Annotated in this window: 16 protein-coding genes; 6 read left to right on the forward strand and 10 right to left on the reverse strand. The window is 60.3% G+C overall.

Features of this window, described 5'->3' with window-relative positions; translation table 11 throughout:
• The first annotated feature begins 217 nt into the window (after nt 1-217).
• Nucleotides 218-430 (forward strand): YdgH/BhsA/McbA family protein, encoded by a 213-nt coding sequence (locus ACP39K_RS19765; protein ID WP_202670560.1) that lies wholly within the window; start codon nt 218-220, stop codon nt 428-430.
• A gap of 221 nt (nt 431-651) precedes the next feature.
• On the forward strand, nt 652-1,608 hold the full coding sequence (locus ACP39K_RS19770) for a cyclase family protein (protein ID WP_015379212.1): 957 nt from the start codon (nt 652-654) through the stop codon (nt 1,606-1,608).
• Between the two features lie 85 nt (nt 1,609-1,693).
• Here ACP39K_RS19770 and ssb1 read toward each other — a convergent pair whose 3' ends face one another.
• Nucleotides 1,694-2,224 carry a single-stranded DNA-binding protein SSB1 gene (gene ssb1 / locus ACP39K_RS19775; RefSeq protein ID WP_004936793.1) on the reverse strand — a complete coding sequence of 177 codons (531 nt, stop codon included), beginning with the start codon at nt 2,222-2,224 and terminating at the stop codon, nt 1,694-1,696.
• Between the two features lie 277 nt (nt 2,225-2,501).
• Here ssb1 and uvrA point away from each other — a divergent pair, with 277 nt between their 5' ends.
• The gene (gene uvrA / locus ACP39K_RS19780; protein WP_015379213.1) at nt 2,502-5,330 is read left to right on the forward strand and encodes an excinuclease ABC subunit UvrA; all 2,829 of its coding nucleotides are present in this window, start codon (nt 2,502-2,504) and stop codon (nt 5,328-5,330) included.
• 229 nt (nt 5,331-5,559) lie between these two features.
• Entirely contained in the window at nt 5,560-6,612 is a 1,053-nt protein-coding gene (locus tag ACP39K_RS19785) for an NAD(P)-dependent alcohol dehydrogenase (RefSeq protein WP_016930261.1), read from the forward strand.
• A 31-nt stretch (nt 6,613-6,643) separates the two neighbouring features.
• Here ACP39K_RS19785 and maa read toward each other — a convergent pair whose 3' ends face one another.
• The 5 genes from maa to ACP39K_RS19810 form a co-directional block, all read right to left on the reverse strand.
• Entirely contained in the window at nt 6,644-7,201 is a 558-nt protein-coding gene (gene maa, locus ACP39K_RS19790; RefSeq protein WP_016930262.1) for a maltose O-acetyltransferase, read from the reverse strand.
• A 149-nt stretch (nt 7,202-7,350) separates the two neighbouring features.
• Nucleotides 7,351-7,704: an MmcQ/YjbR family DNA-binding protein gene (locus ACP39K_RS19795; RefSeq protein WP_019453210.1), complete on the reverse strand. Its 354-nt coding sequence runs from the start codon at nt 7,702-7,704 to the stop codon at nt 7,351-7,353.
• A gap of 4 nt (nt 7,705-7,708) precedes the next feature.
• Nucleotides 7,709-8,125, reverse strand: coding sequence for a secondary thiamine-phosphate synthase enzyme YjbQ (locus ACP39K_RS19800; RefSeq protein ID WP_016930264.1), 417 nt, complete (start codon nt 8,123-8,125; stop codon nt 7,709-7,711).
• A 125-nt stretch (nt 8,126-8,250) separates the two neighbouring features.
• Nucleotides 8,251-9,444 carry an amino acid aminotransferase gene (locus ACP39K_RS19805; protein WP_016930265.1) on the reverse strand — a complete coding sequence of 398 codons (1,194 nt, stop codon included), beginning with the start codon at nt 9,442-9,444 and terminating at the stop codon, nt 8,251-8,253.
• 82 nt (nt 9,445-9,526) lie between these two features.
• The gene (locus tag ACP39K_RS19810; RefSeq protein ID WP_048796926.1) at nt 9,527-9,994 is read right to left on the reverse strand and encodes an Lrp/AsnC family transcriptional regulator; all 468 of its coding nucleotides are present in this window, start codon (nt 9,992-9,994) and stop codon (nt 9,527-9,529) included.
• Nucleotides 9,995-10,209: 215 nt separating this feature from the next.
• Between ACP39K_RS19810 and ACP39K_RS19815 the strand changes: the two genes are divergently transcribed.
• Nucleotides 10,210-10,977 carry a transporter substrate-binding domain-containing protein gene (locus ACP39K_RS19815; RefSeq protein ID WP_033639274.1) on the forward strand — a complete coding sequence of 256 codons (768 nt, stop codon included), beginning with the start codon at nt 10,210-10,212 and terminating at the stop codon, nt 10,975-10,977.
• Nucleotides 10,978-11,021: 44 nt separating this feature from the next.
• Here the strand turns inward: ACP39K_RS19815 and alr are convergent, their stop codons facing one another.
• A complete protein-coding gene (alr, locus tag ACP39K_RS19820) occupies nt 11,022-12,101 on the reverse strand; it encodes an alanine racemase (RefSeq protein ID WP_115116421.1) in 1,080 nt (359 codons plus the stop codon).
• Nucleotides 12,102-12,118: 17 nt separating this feature from the next.
• Nucleotides 12,119-13,543, reverse strand: coding sequence for a replicative DNA helicase (dnaB, locus tag ACP39K_RS19825; protein ID WP_025160134.1), 1,425 nt, complete (start codon nt 13,541-13,543; stop codon nt 12,119-12,121).
• Nucleotides 13,544-13,716: 173 nt separating this feature from the next.
• Between dnaB and ACP39K_RS19830 the strand changes: the two genes are divergently transcribed.
• Complete coding sequence (locus ACP39K_RS19830; RefSeq protein WP_048796925.1) at nt 13,717-14,700, forward strand: quinone oxidoreductase; 984 nt, start codon at nt 13,717-13,719, stop codon at nt 14,698-14,700.
• A 300-nt stretch (nt 14,701-15,000) separates the two neighbouring features.
• On the opposite strand, the gene pspG is transcribed toward ACP39K_RS19830, so the two are convergent.
• Nucleotides 15,001-15,219 (reverse strand): envelope stress response protein PspG, encoded by a 219-nt coding sequence (gene pspG, locus ACP39K_RS19835; RefSeq protein WP_016930270.1) that lies wholly within the window; start codon nt 15,217-15,219, stop codon nt 15,001-15,003.
• A gap of 157 nt (nt 15,220-15,376) precedes the next feature.
• Entirely contained in the window at nt 15,377-16,387 is a 1,011-nt protein-coding gene (gene dusA / locus ACP39K_RS19840) for a tRNA dihydrouridine(20/20a) synthase DusA (RefSeq protein ID WP_048796924.1), read from the reverse strand.
• Between the last annotated feature and the right edge of the window lie 174 nt (nt 16,388-16,561).

Below are 16,561 nucleotides of genomic sequence, written 5' to 3' on the forward strand. Positions count from 1 at the left end.
CAAGGGGCTTTTTTTCATTCGCTCGCCGACGACCGCTCCCCACCTCGCACGGCATATTCACCTTCAAAGACAATAATAGAATTAGTTTATGCGCAAAAATGGAATAGTTTATTGACGATTCTGTTATTTATTCACCAGGCCGACGTCTTTATCCTTCGCTCCATCGTGTCGTACCGGACACCCTTATTTTTCGAACCTTCGAACACAGGATAAAGATATGAAAACCATGATCACCGTTATTTCACTCGCTCTGTTTTCCATGCTGTCGTTTAACGCCGCGGCAGAAAGCGTGACCGCAACCGGCAGAACGCTGGACTCCACCGAAGCCCTCATCGCTAAAAAAGCGCAAGAGGCCGGCGCAAGCGGCTACAAAATCACCAGCGCCTACATGGGCAATTTCGTCACCATGAGTGCAGAGCTGAAAAAATAATATCAATGACGCCGCTCGCACGGCGTTATTTATTTCCGCATAAGGAAGTCATCGTCGGGTGGTTATTCACCACGCGTTATAAAGCATTACGCTAAAGCACCCGCGTACTAAAAAATGAGCCTCTTTCTCCACCGGTTATTATTCGGCGGCCTCACGCCGCCAATTTCCGGAGGCTCATTTTCATTCACCCTGCAATACTCCGTTATAAGGATGAGTCACTGATGAAATCATTGTATCGCCTCTCCCTCTTGCTGCCCTTGCTGGCCGCAGTGCCCGCGCACGCCGCAGAATCCGCCGCGCAGTCGTCAGACTGGTATCCTTCCGTTTACGGCGCAAAAGACGAAATCGGCGCAGCCAACCTGCTCACGCCAGAGGTCGTATTACAGTCTGTGCAGTTGGTAAAACAAGGCAAGACATTGCCATTGGCGGTGCCCGTCGATAAAGATTTCCCGGCGTTCCGCCACCGCAGCTTCCGCTTATATAATATTCAGCCTGGTCAGCAGGACGGTAAAACGCTTGGCCCAAATAAATTCACCTTTAATGATGAATTGGTGAATGCCTGGACCGGCGTCGGCACCCAGTTGAATGGCATTGGCCATATCGGCATCGACAACGTTTATTATAACGGCAATAAGGCGGCGGACTTCGTCACCGTAGATGGCGTGAAAAAATTGGGCGTGGAAAAAGTGCCGCCCATGGTCACACGCGGCGTGGTGCTCGATATGACGGCTTATTATAATAAAGCGATCGTTCCGGGCGGCACCGAATTTTCCGTTGCGGATATTCAAGCAGTGCTTAAAAAGCAGGGCATCAGTTTACGCAAAGGCGACGTTGTCTTGTTCAATACCGGCTGGCTGGAGCTGATTGGCAAAGACAATAAAAAGTTCCTGGAAGTTGAACCGGGCATCGGCATGGAAGCGGCGAAATGGTTGGCCGACCAAGGCATCGTGGCCTTCGGCGGTGATACCTGGGCCTCCGAAGTTTACCCTAACCCGAAAAATGACGAAGAGTTCCCGGTCAACCAGTACCTGCTGGCCAAACGCGGCGTCTATAACCTGGAGCTGATCGACAGCCGCCCACTGGTGCGCACGAAAACCTGGGAATTCCTGTTCGTACTGGGGCAACCGCTGTATGTCGGTTCAACCCAGGTCAACATCAACCCGGTAGCAATTTACTGATTGGCGACACCGCCGCAGAAAATCAGCGGCTAACGAGCACAAAAAACCCCGCCTGAGCGGGGTTTTTTTAGCGCTGTCGCCAGGCTTAGAACGGAATATCGTCGTCGAAATCCATTGGTGGTTCGTTGCTGGTCGCCGGTGCGCTGTTCTGCGCCGGGCGAGACTGCTGCTGGCCGCCGCTGAACTGGTTGCCGCCCTGTGGCTGCTGAGGCTGGCCCCAACCGCCCTGGCCGCCGGCAGATTGACCTGCCGGTGCGCCGCCGCCCTGACGGCCGCCCAGCATCTGCATGGTGCCGCCGACGTTAACCACGATCTCGGTGGTGTAGCGATCCTGGCCGCTCTGATCCTGCCATTTACGGGTCTGCAGGGAGCCTTCGATGTAGACCTGAGAGCCTTTACGCAGGTATTCGCCCGCCACTTCGGCCAGTTTGCCGAACAGCACGACGCGGTGCCATTCGGTCTTCTCTTTCTGTTCGCCGGTCGCCTTGTCACGCCAGCTTTCGGAGGTCGCCAGGGTAATGTTGGCCACTGCGCCGCCGTTCGGCATGTAACGGACTTCTGGATCCTGACCCAGATTCCCGACCAGAATTACTTTGTTTACGCCTCTGCTGGCCATGAGCACTTCTCCCGATGATTGATTTCTACACAGTATAAACGCGTCAGTTTACCACGCTGAGTGCGAAACCACACCCGTGTTGATAAGTGCGAATTGCATTCCAGAATTGTCTTTTCGATCGGCCTTGTTGCATTCGCATACTGGATATTCATTCAGGTTTTTTTGTGTCATAATTATGCGTTTCGACCAGGCTGTGCCGGTTTTTTGCGAGATCCATCACAAAATCCCCCGCAAAAATCGCGACAGGCGCGGTGTATCATCAAGACGGGAAGTGTAAATGGACAATATCGAAGTTCGTGGTGCTCGAACCCATAATCTGAAAAACATCAACCTGATCATCCCGCGTGACAAACTGATCGTCGTCACCGGCCTGTCCGGTTCCGGCAAGTCTTCGCTGGCTTTCGATACGCTGTACGCCGAAGGGCAGCGGCGCTATGTCGAATCACTCTCCGCCTATGCGCGCCAGTTCCTGTCGCTGATGGAAAAACCGGACGTCGATCATATCGAAGGCCTGTCGCCGGCGATCTCCATCGAGCAGAAATCCACCTCGCACAACCCGCGATCCACGGTCGGCACCATTACCGAGATCCACGACTACCTGCGCCTGCTGTTCGCCCGCGTCGGCGAGCCGCGCTGCCCGGACCACCATGTGCCGCTGGCGGCGCAAACCGTCAGCCAAATGGTCGATAACGTGCTGAGCCAGCCGGAAGGCAAGCGCCTGATGCTGTTGGCCCCGGTGGTGAAAGACCGCAAGGGCGAGCACACCAAAACGTTGGAAAACCTGGCCGCCCAGGGCTATATCCGCGCGCGCATCGACGGCGAAGTGTGCGATCTGTCCGATCCGCCGAAGCTGGAGCTGCAGAAGAAACACACCATCGAAGTGGTGGTCGACCGTTTCAAGGTGCGCGACGACATGGCGCAGCGCCTGGCCGAGTCGTTCGAAACCGCGCTGGAGCTGTCCGGCGGCACCGCGGTGGTGGCGGACATGGACGACGAAAAAGCGGATGAGCTGCTGTTCTCCGCCAACTTCGCCTGCCCGATCTGCGGCTACAGCATGCGCGAGCTGGAACCGCGCCTGTTTTCCTTCAACAACCCGGCCGGCGCCTGCCCGACCTGCGACGGCCTGGGCGTGCAGCAGTTCTTCGATCCGGATCGCGTGGTGCAAAACCCCGAGCTGTCGCTGGCCGGCGGCGCGATCCGCGGCTGGGATCGCCGCAACTTCTACTATTTCCAGATGCTGCGCTCGCTGGCGGAGCATTATGAGTTCGACGTCGAAGCGCCATTCAACACCCTGAGCGCCAACGTGCAGAAGGCGGTGCTGAGCGGCTCCGGCAAAGAGTCGATAGAATTCAAATACATCAACGATCGCGGTGACACCACCGTGCGCCGCCATCCGTTCGAAGGCGTGCTGCACAACATGGAGCGCCGCTATAAAGAGACCGAGTCCAGCGCGGTGCGCGAAGAGCTGGCGAAGTTCATCAGCAACCGCCCTTGCGCCTCGTGCCACGGCACTCGCCTGCGTGAAGAAGCGCGCAACGTGTTCGTCGAAGACACCACGCTGCCGGAAATCTCCGATCTGAGCATCGGCCATGCGATGACCTTCTTCCAGAACATGAAGCTCAGCGGCCAGCGCGCCAAAATCGCCGAGAAAGTGCTGAAAGAGATCGGTGACCGCCTGAAATTCCTGGTGAACGTCGGCCTGAACTACCTGTCACTGTCTCGCTCGGCGGAGACGCTCTCCGGCGGCGAAGCGCAGCGAATCCGTTTGGCCAGCCAGATCGGCGCCGGCCTGGTGGGCGTGATGTACGTGCTGGATGAGCCGTCGATCGGCCTGCACCAGCGCGACAACGAGCGCCTGCTGGAAACGCTGATCCACCTGCGCAACCTCGGCAACACGGTGATCGTGGTGGAGCATGACGAAGACGCCATCCGCGCCGCCGATCACGTCATCGACATCGGCCCCGGCGCCGGCGTACACGGCGGCCAGGTGGTGGCGGAAGGCACCGTCGACGACATCATGGCGCAGCCGGAATCACTGACCGGCCAGTTCCTCAGCGGCAAGCGCGAGATCGCCATCCCCGCGCAGCGCGTGCAGGCCGATCCGACCAAGGTGCTGAAGCTGAGCGGCGCGCGCGGCAACAACCTGAAGGACGTGACGCTGACGCTGCCGGTCGGTCTGTTTACCTGCATCACCGGCGTTTCCGGTTCCGGCAAATCGACGCTGATCAACGATACGCTGTTCCCGATCGCCCAGCGCCAGCTCAACGGCGCCACCATCGCCGAACCGGCGCCGTTCCGCGAAGTGACCGGCCTCGAACATTTCGACAAGGTGATCGACATCGATCAGAGCCCGATCGGCCGCACGCCGCGCTCCAACCCGGCCACCTACACCGGCATCTTCACCCCGGTGCGCGAGCTGTTCGCCGGCGTGCCGGAATCGCGCAGCCGCGGTTACACGCCGGGCCGCTTCAGCTTCAACGTCAAGGGCGGACGCTGTGAAGCCTGCCAGGGCGACGGGGTGATCAAGGTCGAGATGCACTTCCTGCCGGACATCTACGTGCCGTGCGACCAGTGCAAGGGCAAGCGTTATAACCGCGAAACGCTGGAAGTGAAGTACAAGGGCAAGAGCATCCACGAAGTGCTGGAGATGACCATCGAAGAAGCGCGCGATTTCTTCGACGCGGTGCCGGCGCTGGCGCGCAAGCTGCAGACCCTGATGGATGTCGGCCTGTCCTACATCCGCCTCGGCCAGTCGGCCACCACGCTCTCCGGCGGTGAAGCGCAGCGCGTCAAGCTGGCGCGCGAACTGTCGAAGCGCGGCACTGGCCAAACGCTGTATATCCTCGACGAACCGACCACCGGTCTGCACTTCGCCGATATCCAACAGCTGTTGGCGGTGCTGCATCAGTTGCGCGATCAGGGCAATACCATCGTGGTCATCGAGCATAACCTGGATGTGATCAAGACCGCCGACTGGATCGTCGATCTGGGGCCGGAAGGCGGCAGCGGCGGCGGCGAGATCCTGGTCGCCGGCACGCCGGAAACGGTGGCCGATTGTGAGAAATCGCACACCGCACGCTTCCTGAAGCCGCTGTTGAACCAGTAATGCCGCCGGCGTGCGGGCCGTCGCTCAGGCGGTCCGCACGCTGACCCGTTTCCCCGCAATCAAACAGAAACGGGCAAGATTTCGACATTTTCAGGCATTTCCCTCCGCACTCACCGCTTTTATCATCAATGTTCCCTCGGCGGCCGCCCTGTCTGATTCAGGCCGCGTCTCGCCGGCACTTCGCTGCCGGTCAAACGTTGTCCCCCATACATTGATAACTGGAGCGACCATGAACATTACCCATGCCTATGCCGCGCATGACGCGAAGTCTGCGCTGGTGCCTTTCGATTACCAGCCGCGCGCCCTGCGCGACCACGATGTGCAAATTCAGGTGTTGTTCTGCGGCGTCTGCCACTCGGATCTGCACCAGGCGCGCAATGAATGGAGCAATACGATTTACCCGGTGGTGCCGGGCCACGAAATCGTCGGCCGCGTTAGCGCCGTCGGCGACCATGTCTCGCGTTACCGGGTCGGCGATCTGGTCGGCGTCGGTTGCATGGTGGATTCCTGCCGCAGCTGCCCGAGCTGCGATGAGGGGCTGGAACAGTATTGCGAGAACGGCTTTACCGGCACCTATAACGGCCAGGATCGCCACACCGGCGCCGTAACCTACGGCGGCTACTCCACCAATCTGGTGGTGGATCAGGACTTCGTGCTGCGCGTGCCGGAAAACCTCGATCCGGCCGGGGTCGCGCCGCTGCTGTGCGCCGGCATCACCACCTATTCGCCGCTGCGCCAGTGGGGCGCGGGGCCAGGCAAAAAGGTCGGCATCGTCGGCCTCGGCGGGCTGGGGCACATGGGCGTCAAACTGGCGCGGGCGATGGGCGCGCACGTGGTGCTGTTCACCACCTCGCCGTCGAAAATCGAAGACGCCAAGCGCCTCGGCGCCCATGAAGTGGTGATTTCGCGCAACCCGGATGAGATGGCGCAGCACGTTAATAGCTTCGACTTCATCCTCAACACGGTAGCGGCTCAGCACGATCTGAACCCGTTCCTCAACTTGCTGCGCCGCGACGGCACCCTGACGCTGGTCGGCGCGCCGGAGCACGATCATCCGTCGCCGCAGGTGTTCAACCTGATCATGAAGCGCCGCCGCATCGCCGGTTCGCTGATCGGTGGCATCGCGGAAACGCAAGAGATGCTGGACTTCTGCGGCCAACACGGCATCACGTCCGATATCGAGCTGATCCCGATGCAGCAAATTAATGAGGCCTATGAGCGCATGCTGAAAAGCGACGTGAAGTACCGCTTCGTGGTGGATATCGACTCGCTGCGAGCCTGATGACGGCGGGCGCCCGGCGGCGCCCGTTTTTTTATAGCTGCTTGATGACCCTGGCCGGGTTGCCGCCCACCACGCAGTTGGCCGGCACGTCTTTGGTCACCACCGCGCCGGAGGCCACGACCGCATTATCGCCGATGGTCACCCCCGGATTGATCACCGCGCGCCCGCCGATCCACACATTGTCGCCAATCCTGACAGTCTTACCGAACTCCGCGCCGCCGACGCGGGTCTCGGCGTCCAGCGGATGGGTCGCGGTGTAAATATGCACGCCCGGCGCCAGCAGGCAGTTGTCGCCGATATGCACCTCGCACACGTCGAGGATCACGCAGTCGAAATTGGCGTAGAAGTTCTTGCCGAGATAAATGTTATAGCCGTAGTCGCAGCGGAAGGTCGGCTCGATGGTGCCGCCCTGATAGCCGCCCAGCAGCTCACCCAGCCACTGTTTGCGCAGCTCACCCTCTTCCGGCGAGGAGTGGTTATAGCGATGCGTCAACTGGCGCGCGCGCCGACGTTCGCTGCGCAGCAGGTCGTCGCCGGCGTCGTACAGTTCCCCGGCGATCATCTTGCGCTTTTCTTCGCTCATGGCCATGTCGGCCTCCTTAATCTTATCCGCGTTTTTTGAATGCCCAAGCGTAGCCGCTTTTGCCTGGCGACAAAAAGGGAACGTTCCCAATTTAAAACCGCGATCACGATTTAACACGGGAAAACAGGAGAAAAACGGGCGCCGCCGCCCGGCATTCAGGCGCGCAGTTCCTGGCGCACGTGTTCGGGCAGGCCTTCCACCACCAGCTGATAGGAGCTGTCGATCAGCGTGTAAAACTGCGAGTTCGGCAGGTTGCCGTCGAGAAACACCGTATTCCAGTGCGCCTTGTTCAGGCCGTCGCAGGCGACGATCTCCGGATGGTGTTCACGCAGGCTTTCCGCCAGCTCCGGGCTGGACTTGACCGCCAGCGCCGGCCGCCCTTCGACCTCGCACACCATGGCGAACATCACGTCGCCCACCTTGATCTGGCTGGCCTGCCACTGGTTCTGGTCGCTCTGCTCCGCGCCCGGCTTCGCCATGCAGTACTCCAGCAATGCGCTGTTATTCATTGGGTTATTCCCCCTGTAATGTGGCCACAATACGGCGTGCTCCGCCGTGGATGCGGTGCTCCCCCAGCCAGATGCCCTGCCATGTGCCCAACATCAGCCGCCCATGCCTGACGGGCAGCGTCAAGGAAGCGCCCAGCAGCGAGGATTTGATGTGCGCCGGCATGTCGTCCGGCCCTTCGTAGTCATGCTGATAGGGTGCGTTTTCCGGCACCTGACGCAGGAAATGCTGCTCCATATCGGCTCGCACCGTGGGATCGCAGTTCTCGTTGAGCGTCAGCGAGGCCGAGGTGTGCTGCAGCAACAGATGCAGCAAGCCGGTTTGCAGGCGGTGTAAGTGGGTTAACTGGTTGGTGATCTCGTCGGTAACCAGATGAAAGCCACGCGCTTTTGCGCTGAGGATTAGCGTTTGCTGATGCCACATGAGTGAGCGCCCCTCAATCAGTATATTCTCTCTCCGGTTTGCGGCAACTTCGGCGGCGCGCCGGCAATAAAAAAGGAGCGATATCGCTATCGCTCCCGATGAACGTCCGTTCAGACTAACAGGCGTTACTGCACCGCGGCAAACGCCTCGGCCACCTGACGCACGTTGTTGTGGTTCAGGCCGGCCACGCACATGCGGCCGCTGTGGATCAGGTAGACGCCGAACTCTTCACGCAAGCGATCGACCTGCGCCGCGCTGAAGCCGGTGTAGCTGAACATGCCGCGCTGCGCCAACAGGTAGTCAAAGTTGCGCTGCGGCAGCGCGCTCTTCAAGGTGTCCACCAGCGCGTGACGCATCTCGAGAATGCGGGTGCGCATGCTCTCCACTTCGTCCAGCCACTGGGTTTTGAGCTGGGCGTCGTTCAGCACCTTGGCCACCAGCTGCGCGCCGAAGTTTGGCGGGCTTGAGTAGTTGCGGCGCACGGTGGCCTTCAGCTGGCCCAACACGCGCCCGGCCGCCTCTTCGCTTTCGCACACCACCGACAGGCCGCCGACGCGCTCGCCGTACAGCGAGAAAATCTTCGAGAACGAGTTGCTCACCAGGCACGGCAGGCCGGCCGCCGCGATGGCGCGAATGGCGTAGGCGTCTTGCTCCATGCCGCCGCCGAAGCCCTGATAGGCGATATCGAGGAACGGAATGATTTCACGCTCGGCGATCACCTTGACCACCTCATCCCACTGGGCGGGAGTCAGGTCGGAACCGGTCGGGTTGTGGCAGCACGGGTGCAGCAGCGCGATGCTGTGCTTCGGCAGCTGTTTCAGCGCAGCGAGCATGGCGTCGAACTTCACGCCCAGGCTTTCGCTGTCGAAATACGGGTAGGTATTCACTTTGAAACCGGCGCCGCTGAAGATGGCGACGTGGTTTTCCCAGGTCGGATCGCTGACCCACACCTGCGAATCCGGGAAATAGGTTTTCAGGAAGTCGGCGCCCACTTTCAACGCGCCGGAACCGCCGACGGTCTGAATGGTGGCGATGCGCCCCTGCTGCAGCATCGGGTGCTGCGCGCCGAACAGCAACTGCTGGATGGCGGAACGGTAGGGTTGCAGCCCTTCCATCGGCAGGTATACCGAGGCGCCGTGCTCGACGCTGTTCAACTGCGCTTCCGCCGCAGCGACCGCCCGCATCTGCGGAATGATGCCCTGCGCATCGTAGTACAGGCCGATACTCAGGTTCACCTTGTGCGCACGCGGGTCTTGTTTGAATTTTTCCATCAGCGACAGAATGGGATCGCCGGCATAGGCGTCAACGTTCTGGAACACGGGGTTTTTCTCCTGGTTTATTGTGGTTTGGGCACAGCGTTACGTTCCTAATATAGACGGAAAAGCGCATTCGGTTTTAGCTTTATCTCGTCACCGGCAACAAACCGTTTTCCTTGATGCGATTGAGCACCACCGCCGTTTTGATATGCGCCACGCTTTTGTGCGGCGACAGCGTCTGGCTGATGAATTCGCTCAGCGCCGGCAGGTCAGCCACCGCCACTTTCAGCAGGTAATCGGCGTCGCCGGTGGTCTTATAAGCGTCGAGGATCGCGTCCACGTTCTCCAGCATCTGATGAAAGCTGTCGATCTGCTCCTGCGCGTGCGTGATCAGGCTGACTTCGATCAGCCCCACCAGCCCCAGGCCGACCGCCTCCGGCGCCAGCCGCGCGTGGTAACCGCGGATCAGCTGCGCCTGCTCCAGGCTGATGCGCCGCCGTGAGCACTGGGAAGCGGAAAGCCCCACCAACTCGCTCAGTTCCTGATTGGTCAGACGGCCGTTGGCCTGTAACAGCGTCAGGATTTTCATATCAAAATCGTCAATGTTGTACATAGCCACCTGTAAACTGTGTTAATAAATGTTGACGTTACAGCCTACCAGTTTTTTTACCGTTGCCGACGTCACACCCTGGCGTTTGAATCGCGTACAGCAGCAACGCCCGGCGTTTTCGCCGGTAAGCGGCATAAAAAACGGCTAACTCATGCAGGCAAACGACAATTAACGGCGAAGTAACGCATAAAACCACGAATGTATAAAAAGGACGCCAGATGAAAAAGCTTCTCCCCCTCGCGCTGCTGCTCGCCGCCGGCGGCGCCGGCGCGCAATCCCACCTGGACAAGGTGCTGCAGCAGAAGACCCTGGAGGTCTGCACCACCGGCGACTACAAGCCCTATACCTTCCTCAAGGAAGACGGCGGCTATGAAGGCATCGATATCGACATGGCGGAATCGCTGGCGAAGAGCCTGGGCGCCAAGGTGAAGTGGGTGAAAACCAGCTGGAAAACCCTGACCCCGGACTTCGTCGGCGGCAAGTGCGACATCGCCATGGGCGGCATCTCCGTCACGCTGGAGCGGCAAAAGCAGGTGTTCTTCGCCGACAAGCTGGATACCGACGGCAAAATCCCGCTGGTGCGCTGCACCGACGTGAAGAAATACCGCACGATAGAACAGATCAACAAACCGTCGGTGCGTCTGTTGGAACCGGCGGGCGGCACCAATGAAGCCTTCGTGCACGCCTATCTGCCGAAGGCCAAACTGACGCTGACGCACGACAACATGAGCATTTTCCAGCAGTTGGTGGATCGCAAGGCGGACGTGATGATCACCGACGCCTCCGAGGCGTTGTACCAACAAAAGCGCTATCCGAAGCTGTGCGCGGTGAATCCGACCAAACCGATGCAGTACGGCGAGAAGGCTTACATGCTGCCGCGCGACGATCTGAGTTGGAAACTGTATGTGGATCAGTGGCTGCACCTGGCCAAGGCGACCGGCGAGTATCAGAAAATTATCGATAAGTGGTTGGCGGTAAAGAAGTAACGCGCTGAGAAACGGGGCCGACGCGCGTCGGCCCCTGCGGCGCATCAGTCGCCGATGTATTCCATCGCCACGCGCTGCGTGAGCTTGGTGATCAGTTCATAAGCGCTGATGCCGGTGCAGGCGGCGATACGCTCGACCGGCAATGCCGGCCCCCACAGCACCGCTTCATCCCCCACCTTATCGGCGGCATCCGGCCCGAGATCGACCGAAATCATGTCCATCGACACCCGGCCGACGATCGGCACTTCACGGCCGTTGATCAGGATCGGCGTGCCGGTCGGCGCGCTGCGCGGGTAACCGTCGCCGTATCCCATCGCCACCACGCCCAGCCGGGTATCGCGCGGACTTACCCAGGTGCCGCCGTAGCCGACCGCTTCGCCGGCCTTGTGCTCGCGCACCGCGATCAGGCTGGATTTCAGGATCATCGCCGGCTGCAGACCATGCTCGGCGCCGCTGCCGTTATCCAGCGGCGACACGCCGTACAGAATGATGCCGGGACGCACCCACTCGTTGTGGGCGTCCGGCCACAGCAGCGTGCCGCCGGAGGCGGCGACCGAGCGTTGGCCCGGTTTGCCGCGCGCGAACTGCTCGAAGCAGGCGATCTGTTTCAGGGTGGCGTCGGACTCCGGCTCATCGGCGCGGCTGAAGTGGCTCATGATATTGACCGGCTGCGCCACGTTGCGGCAGGCGCACAGGCGCTGATAAAACGCTTCCGCCTGTTCGGGACGCACCCCCAGCCGATGCATGCCGGTATCGAGCTTCATCCACACCGGCACCGGGCGCGCCAGTTCGGCCTGCTCCAGCGCTTCGAGCTGTTCGATGCAGTGCACCGCGGTTTCGATGTTGTTCGCCACCAGCACCGGCAGGTCTTCGGCACAGAAGAAGCCTTCCAGCAGCAGGATCGGTTTGACGATGCCGCCGGAGCGCAGCATCAGCGCCTCGCCGATGCGCGCCACGCCGTAGCAGTCGGCGTCTTGCAGGGTGTGTGCTGTTTCCAGCAGGCCATGTCCATAAGCGTTTGCTTTCACAACGGCAATCAGGCGGCTTTGCGGCGCCTGGCGGCGCACCTGTTGCAGATTATGTCGCAGAGCGCGGCGGTCGATTACAGCGGTTGCCGCTTTCATTTCAGTTCCTTAGCTGATTATTCGTCATCGTATTGTGGCCCCGCGTAGTTGTCGAAACGCGACCACTGGCCGTTAAAAGTAAGGCGCACGGTGCCGATGGGGCCGTTACGCTGCTTACCGATAATAATTTCCGCGATCCCTTTCAGATCGCTGTTCTCGTGATACACCTCATCACGATAGATGAACATAATCAGGTCGGCATCCTGCTCGATAGAGCCGGATTCACGCAGGTCGGAGTTGACCGGGCGTTTGTCGGCGCGCTGCTCCAGGCTTCGGTTCAGCTGCGACAGCGCCACCACCGGCACCTGCAGCTCTTTCGCCAGCGCCTTCAGCGAGCGCGAAATCTCGGCGATCTCCAGCGTACGGTTGTCGGACAGGGCCGGCACGCGCATCAACTGCAGGTAGTCGATCATGATAAGGCTAAGCCCGTCGTGCTCGCGGAAAATACGCCGCGCGCGCGAGCGCACTTCGGTCGGCGTCAGGCCGGAGGAGTCGTCGATGTACATGTTGCGCTTCTCCAGCAGGATGCCCATGGTGCTGGAAATGCGCGCCCAGTCCTCGTCGTCGAGCTGGCCGGTACGGATGCGCGTCTGATCCACGCGCGACAGCGACGCCAGCATACGCATCATGATCTGCTCGCCGGGCATCTCCAGGCTGAAGATCAGCACCGGTTTTTCCTGGGTCATCGCGGCGTTTTCGCACAGGTTCATGGCGAAGGTGGTTTTCCCCATCGAAGGACGGGCGGCGACGATGATCAGATCGGACTTTTGCATGCCCGCGGTTTTCTTGTTGAGGTCCTGATAGCCGGTATCGACCCCGGTCACGCCGTCGTGCGGCTGCTGATACAGCTGCTCGATGCGCGACACGGTGTCTTCCAGGATGCGCTCGATGCCCTTCGGGCCTTCGTCTTTGCTGGCGCGGTTCTCGGCGATTTGGAACACGCGGGATTCCGCCAGATCGAGCAGGTCTTCGCTGCTGCGCCCCTGCGGATCGTAGCCGGCGTCGGCGATCTCGTTAGCCACCGAGATCATTTCGCGCACCACCGCGCGCTCGCGCACGATGTCCGCGTAGGCGCCGATGTTGGCGGCGCTCGGGGTGTTTTTCGACAGCTCGGCCAGGTAGGCGAAGCCGCCGACCGAGTCCAGCTCGCCCTTCTGCTCGAGCGATTCGGACAGGGTGATGAGGTCGATCGGCTTGCTCATCTCCAGCAGACGCTGCATCTCGGTAAAGATCAGGCGGTGCGGGCGGCTGAAGAAGTCGTTGGCGACCACGCGCTCCGCCACGTTGTCCCAGCGCTCGTTATCCAGCATCAAACCGCCCAACACCGACTGTTCTGCCTCCAGCGAGTGCGGCGGCATCTTCAGCCCTTCCATCTGACGATCTCTGGAACGCTCTCTGGTTTCGTCCGCGTTTGTTTTGTTGGTTGGTTTTTTTCCTGCCATGAAACGTAGTCTTTATCCGGTTGCGAATGAGGGTGAGGCTGCTGACGCAAGAGTATACGTGATTTTTCCGCACGATTCCGCCGCATAATTGCCACAGGCCGGCGCACGGGCTGGCTAGATCTCCGCAGCCAAAAGGCATAGGGTGAATTCAGATAACCAAATGAGGGTAGAACATGGCCAAGCGCATTCAATTCTCCGCCACCGGCGGGCCGGAAGTCTTGCAATACGTTGATTTTACACCGCTCGATCCGGCTGCCGGCGAAGTGCAGATCGAGAACAAGGCGATCGGCATCAACTACATCGATACCTATGTACGCAGCGGCCTGTATGCGCCGGCGAGCCTGCCGAGCGGCCTCGGCACCGAGGCGGCCGGCGTGGTGACCAAGGTCGGCGCCGGGGTCAGCTTCCTCAAACCGGGCGACCGGGTGGTGTATGCGCAATCGGCGCTCGGCGCCTACAGCGAGATCCACAACGTCTCGGCAGAACGCGTGGCGCTGCTGCCGGACAACCTGAGTTTTGAACAGGGTGCAGCCTCTTTACTCAAAGGGCTGACGGTATACTACCTGCTGCGCCAGACCTATGACGTGCAACCGGGTGAAGTGTTCCTGTTCCATGCCGCGTCCGGCGGCGTCGGGCTGATCGCCTGCCAGTGGGCGAAAGCGCTGGGTGCGCGCCTGATCGGCAGCGTCGGTTCCGACGAGAAGGCCGCGCTGGCGAAACAGGCCGGCGCCTGGGCCACCATCAACTACCACAAAGAGGATATCGCCCAGCGGGTGGCCGAGCTGACGCAGGGCGAGAAGGTCGGCGTGGTGTACGATTCGGTGGGTAAAAGCACCTGGCTGGCCTCACTCGACAGCCTGAAGCGGCGCGGCCTGATGGTGAGCTTCGGCAACGCCTCCGGCCCGGTGACCGGCGTCGATCTGGCGCTGCTGAATCAGAAGGGCTCGCTGTACGTCACCCGCCCTTCCCTCAACGGCTACATCACCAACCGCGCCGAGCTGCAGTACGCCAGCAACGAGCTGTTCTCCCTGATCGGCAGCGGCGCCATTCGGGTGGAAGTGAAAGACGAGCAGAAATTCGCGCTGGCCGACGCCCAGCGGGCACACCAAGTATTGGAAAGCCGCAGCACCAGTGGCTCCAGTCTGCTGATCCCCTGATCGCGGCAAAAGAAAAGAGCTCCTTGCGGAGCCCTTTCTGTTACTGCGTTTTGTAGGGGTAGAGCAGAGTCCGCCAGAGACCGGGGGTTGCTTCAGCAACACGAATTTTGGTTGTCTCTCACGGTGATGAAATCGGTCGCATCACTGCATCGACCAACATCCTAACAGCCCCGTCCGGCAAAAAACACGCTTTATGTGCCACATCGCCGGGTAAAACTGCCAAGCTGTGATCGCTGCCGCATTAGCGTGGCGGGCAGTTATGCAAGTTTCATCGCGACTGACTGATTATTCGGCAAAAAATCAGTAACGCCGGATCTGGGGTTTCTGCATCGAACGGTAAATCCATACCCCAACCACCGCCAAAATCAACCACGGCAACAGCTTAATCACCACCGCGAACAACCCGCCCAACAGCATGAACGCCGCCGCCGCCAACAGCGCAGCGAAGATCCCCAGCAGCGAGATGCCGGTCACCATCAGCATCACCACAAAGCCAATGAGAAAGAAGATTTCCAACATGATTGCTCCTTTGCAACTCAACGTATCTGCAGAGTGGATTACAAGAAGCGTGCCAGAATGGCGGAAGGGCTAACCTATTGAAAAAACGGGGCAGACATCCGGCAACACGCCGAATGCCTGGCGAAAAAGACTAACTATTGGTCAAACTTTTTGTGGGTTACGCCATTTCGACGCGCGGCTGACGCACCAACGCCAGCGCCTGCTCCACCACCCGCGCATCGGCGCCCGGCTTGTGGGCGTTCTCGCTCAGGTGGCGACGCCACTGGCGCGCGCCCGGCACCCCCTGGAACAAACCGAGGATGTGGCGGGTGATGTGGCCGAGATAGGTGCCGTTGGACAGCTCGCGCTCAATATACGGATACAGCGCTTCGACGATCGCCACGCTGTCCGGCACCGCGGTCTGCGCGCCGAACAGTTCGCTGTCGACCCGCGCCAGGATGCCCGGATTCTGGTACGCCTCGCGCCCCATCATCACGCCGTCCAGATGCTGCAGGTGCTGTTGCGCCTCTTCCAGCGTTTTCACTCCACCGTTGATGGCGATGGTCAGCGCCGGGAAATCCCGCTTCAACTGATAAACGCGCGGGTAGTCCAGCGGCGGCACTTCGCGGTTCTCTTTCGGGCTGAGGCCGGAGAGCCAGGCTTTGCGAGCGTGGATAGTGAACATGTCGCACTCGCCGCGCCCGGCGACGGTCTGGATAAAGTCGCACAGGAAGGCGTAGCTGTCCTGATCGTCGATGCCGATGCGGGTCTTCACCGTCACCGGTATCGATACGACGTCGCGCATCGCCTTGATGCAGTCGGCGACCAGCGTCGCCTGGCCCATCAGGCAGGCGCCGAACATGCCGTTTTGCACGCGATCGGACGGACAGCCGACGTTGAGGTTAATCTCGTCATAACCGCGCTGCTCCGCCAGTTTGGCGCAGTGCGCCAGCGAGGCCGGATCGCTGCCGCCCAGCTGCAGCGCCACAGGATGCTCTTCTTCGCTGTAGGCCAGGTAGTCACCCTTGCCGTGTATGATCGCGCCGGTGGTCACCATTTCGGTGTACAGCAGCGTTTCCTTGGTCAGCAGGCGGTGGAAGTAACGGCAATGACGATCGGTCCAGTCGAGCATTGGCGCGATGGAGAAGCGATTGGCGGCGTAGGTTGGGGCGTGGTTGTCTTTCGTCATGCTGAGTTACTGGCTACCTGAGTCTGTCTGGGTTCAACGAACGGCGCGCGGCCGCAAACGGCTATTATAGCGACAATCGGCGCCGTTGGGAAAACCGCCTTGCCGGCGGCGTAAATAAGCGGGAGTAAGGCGAATAAATTCACGCGTTCAGGTGTTATCTCATTACGGGCGCGC

The organism is Serratia sp. EC4, from assembly GCF_059652115.1.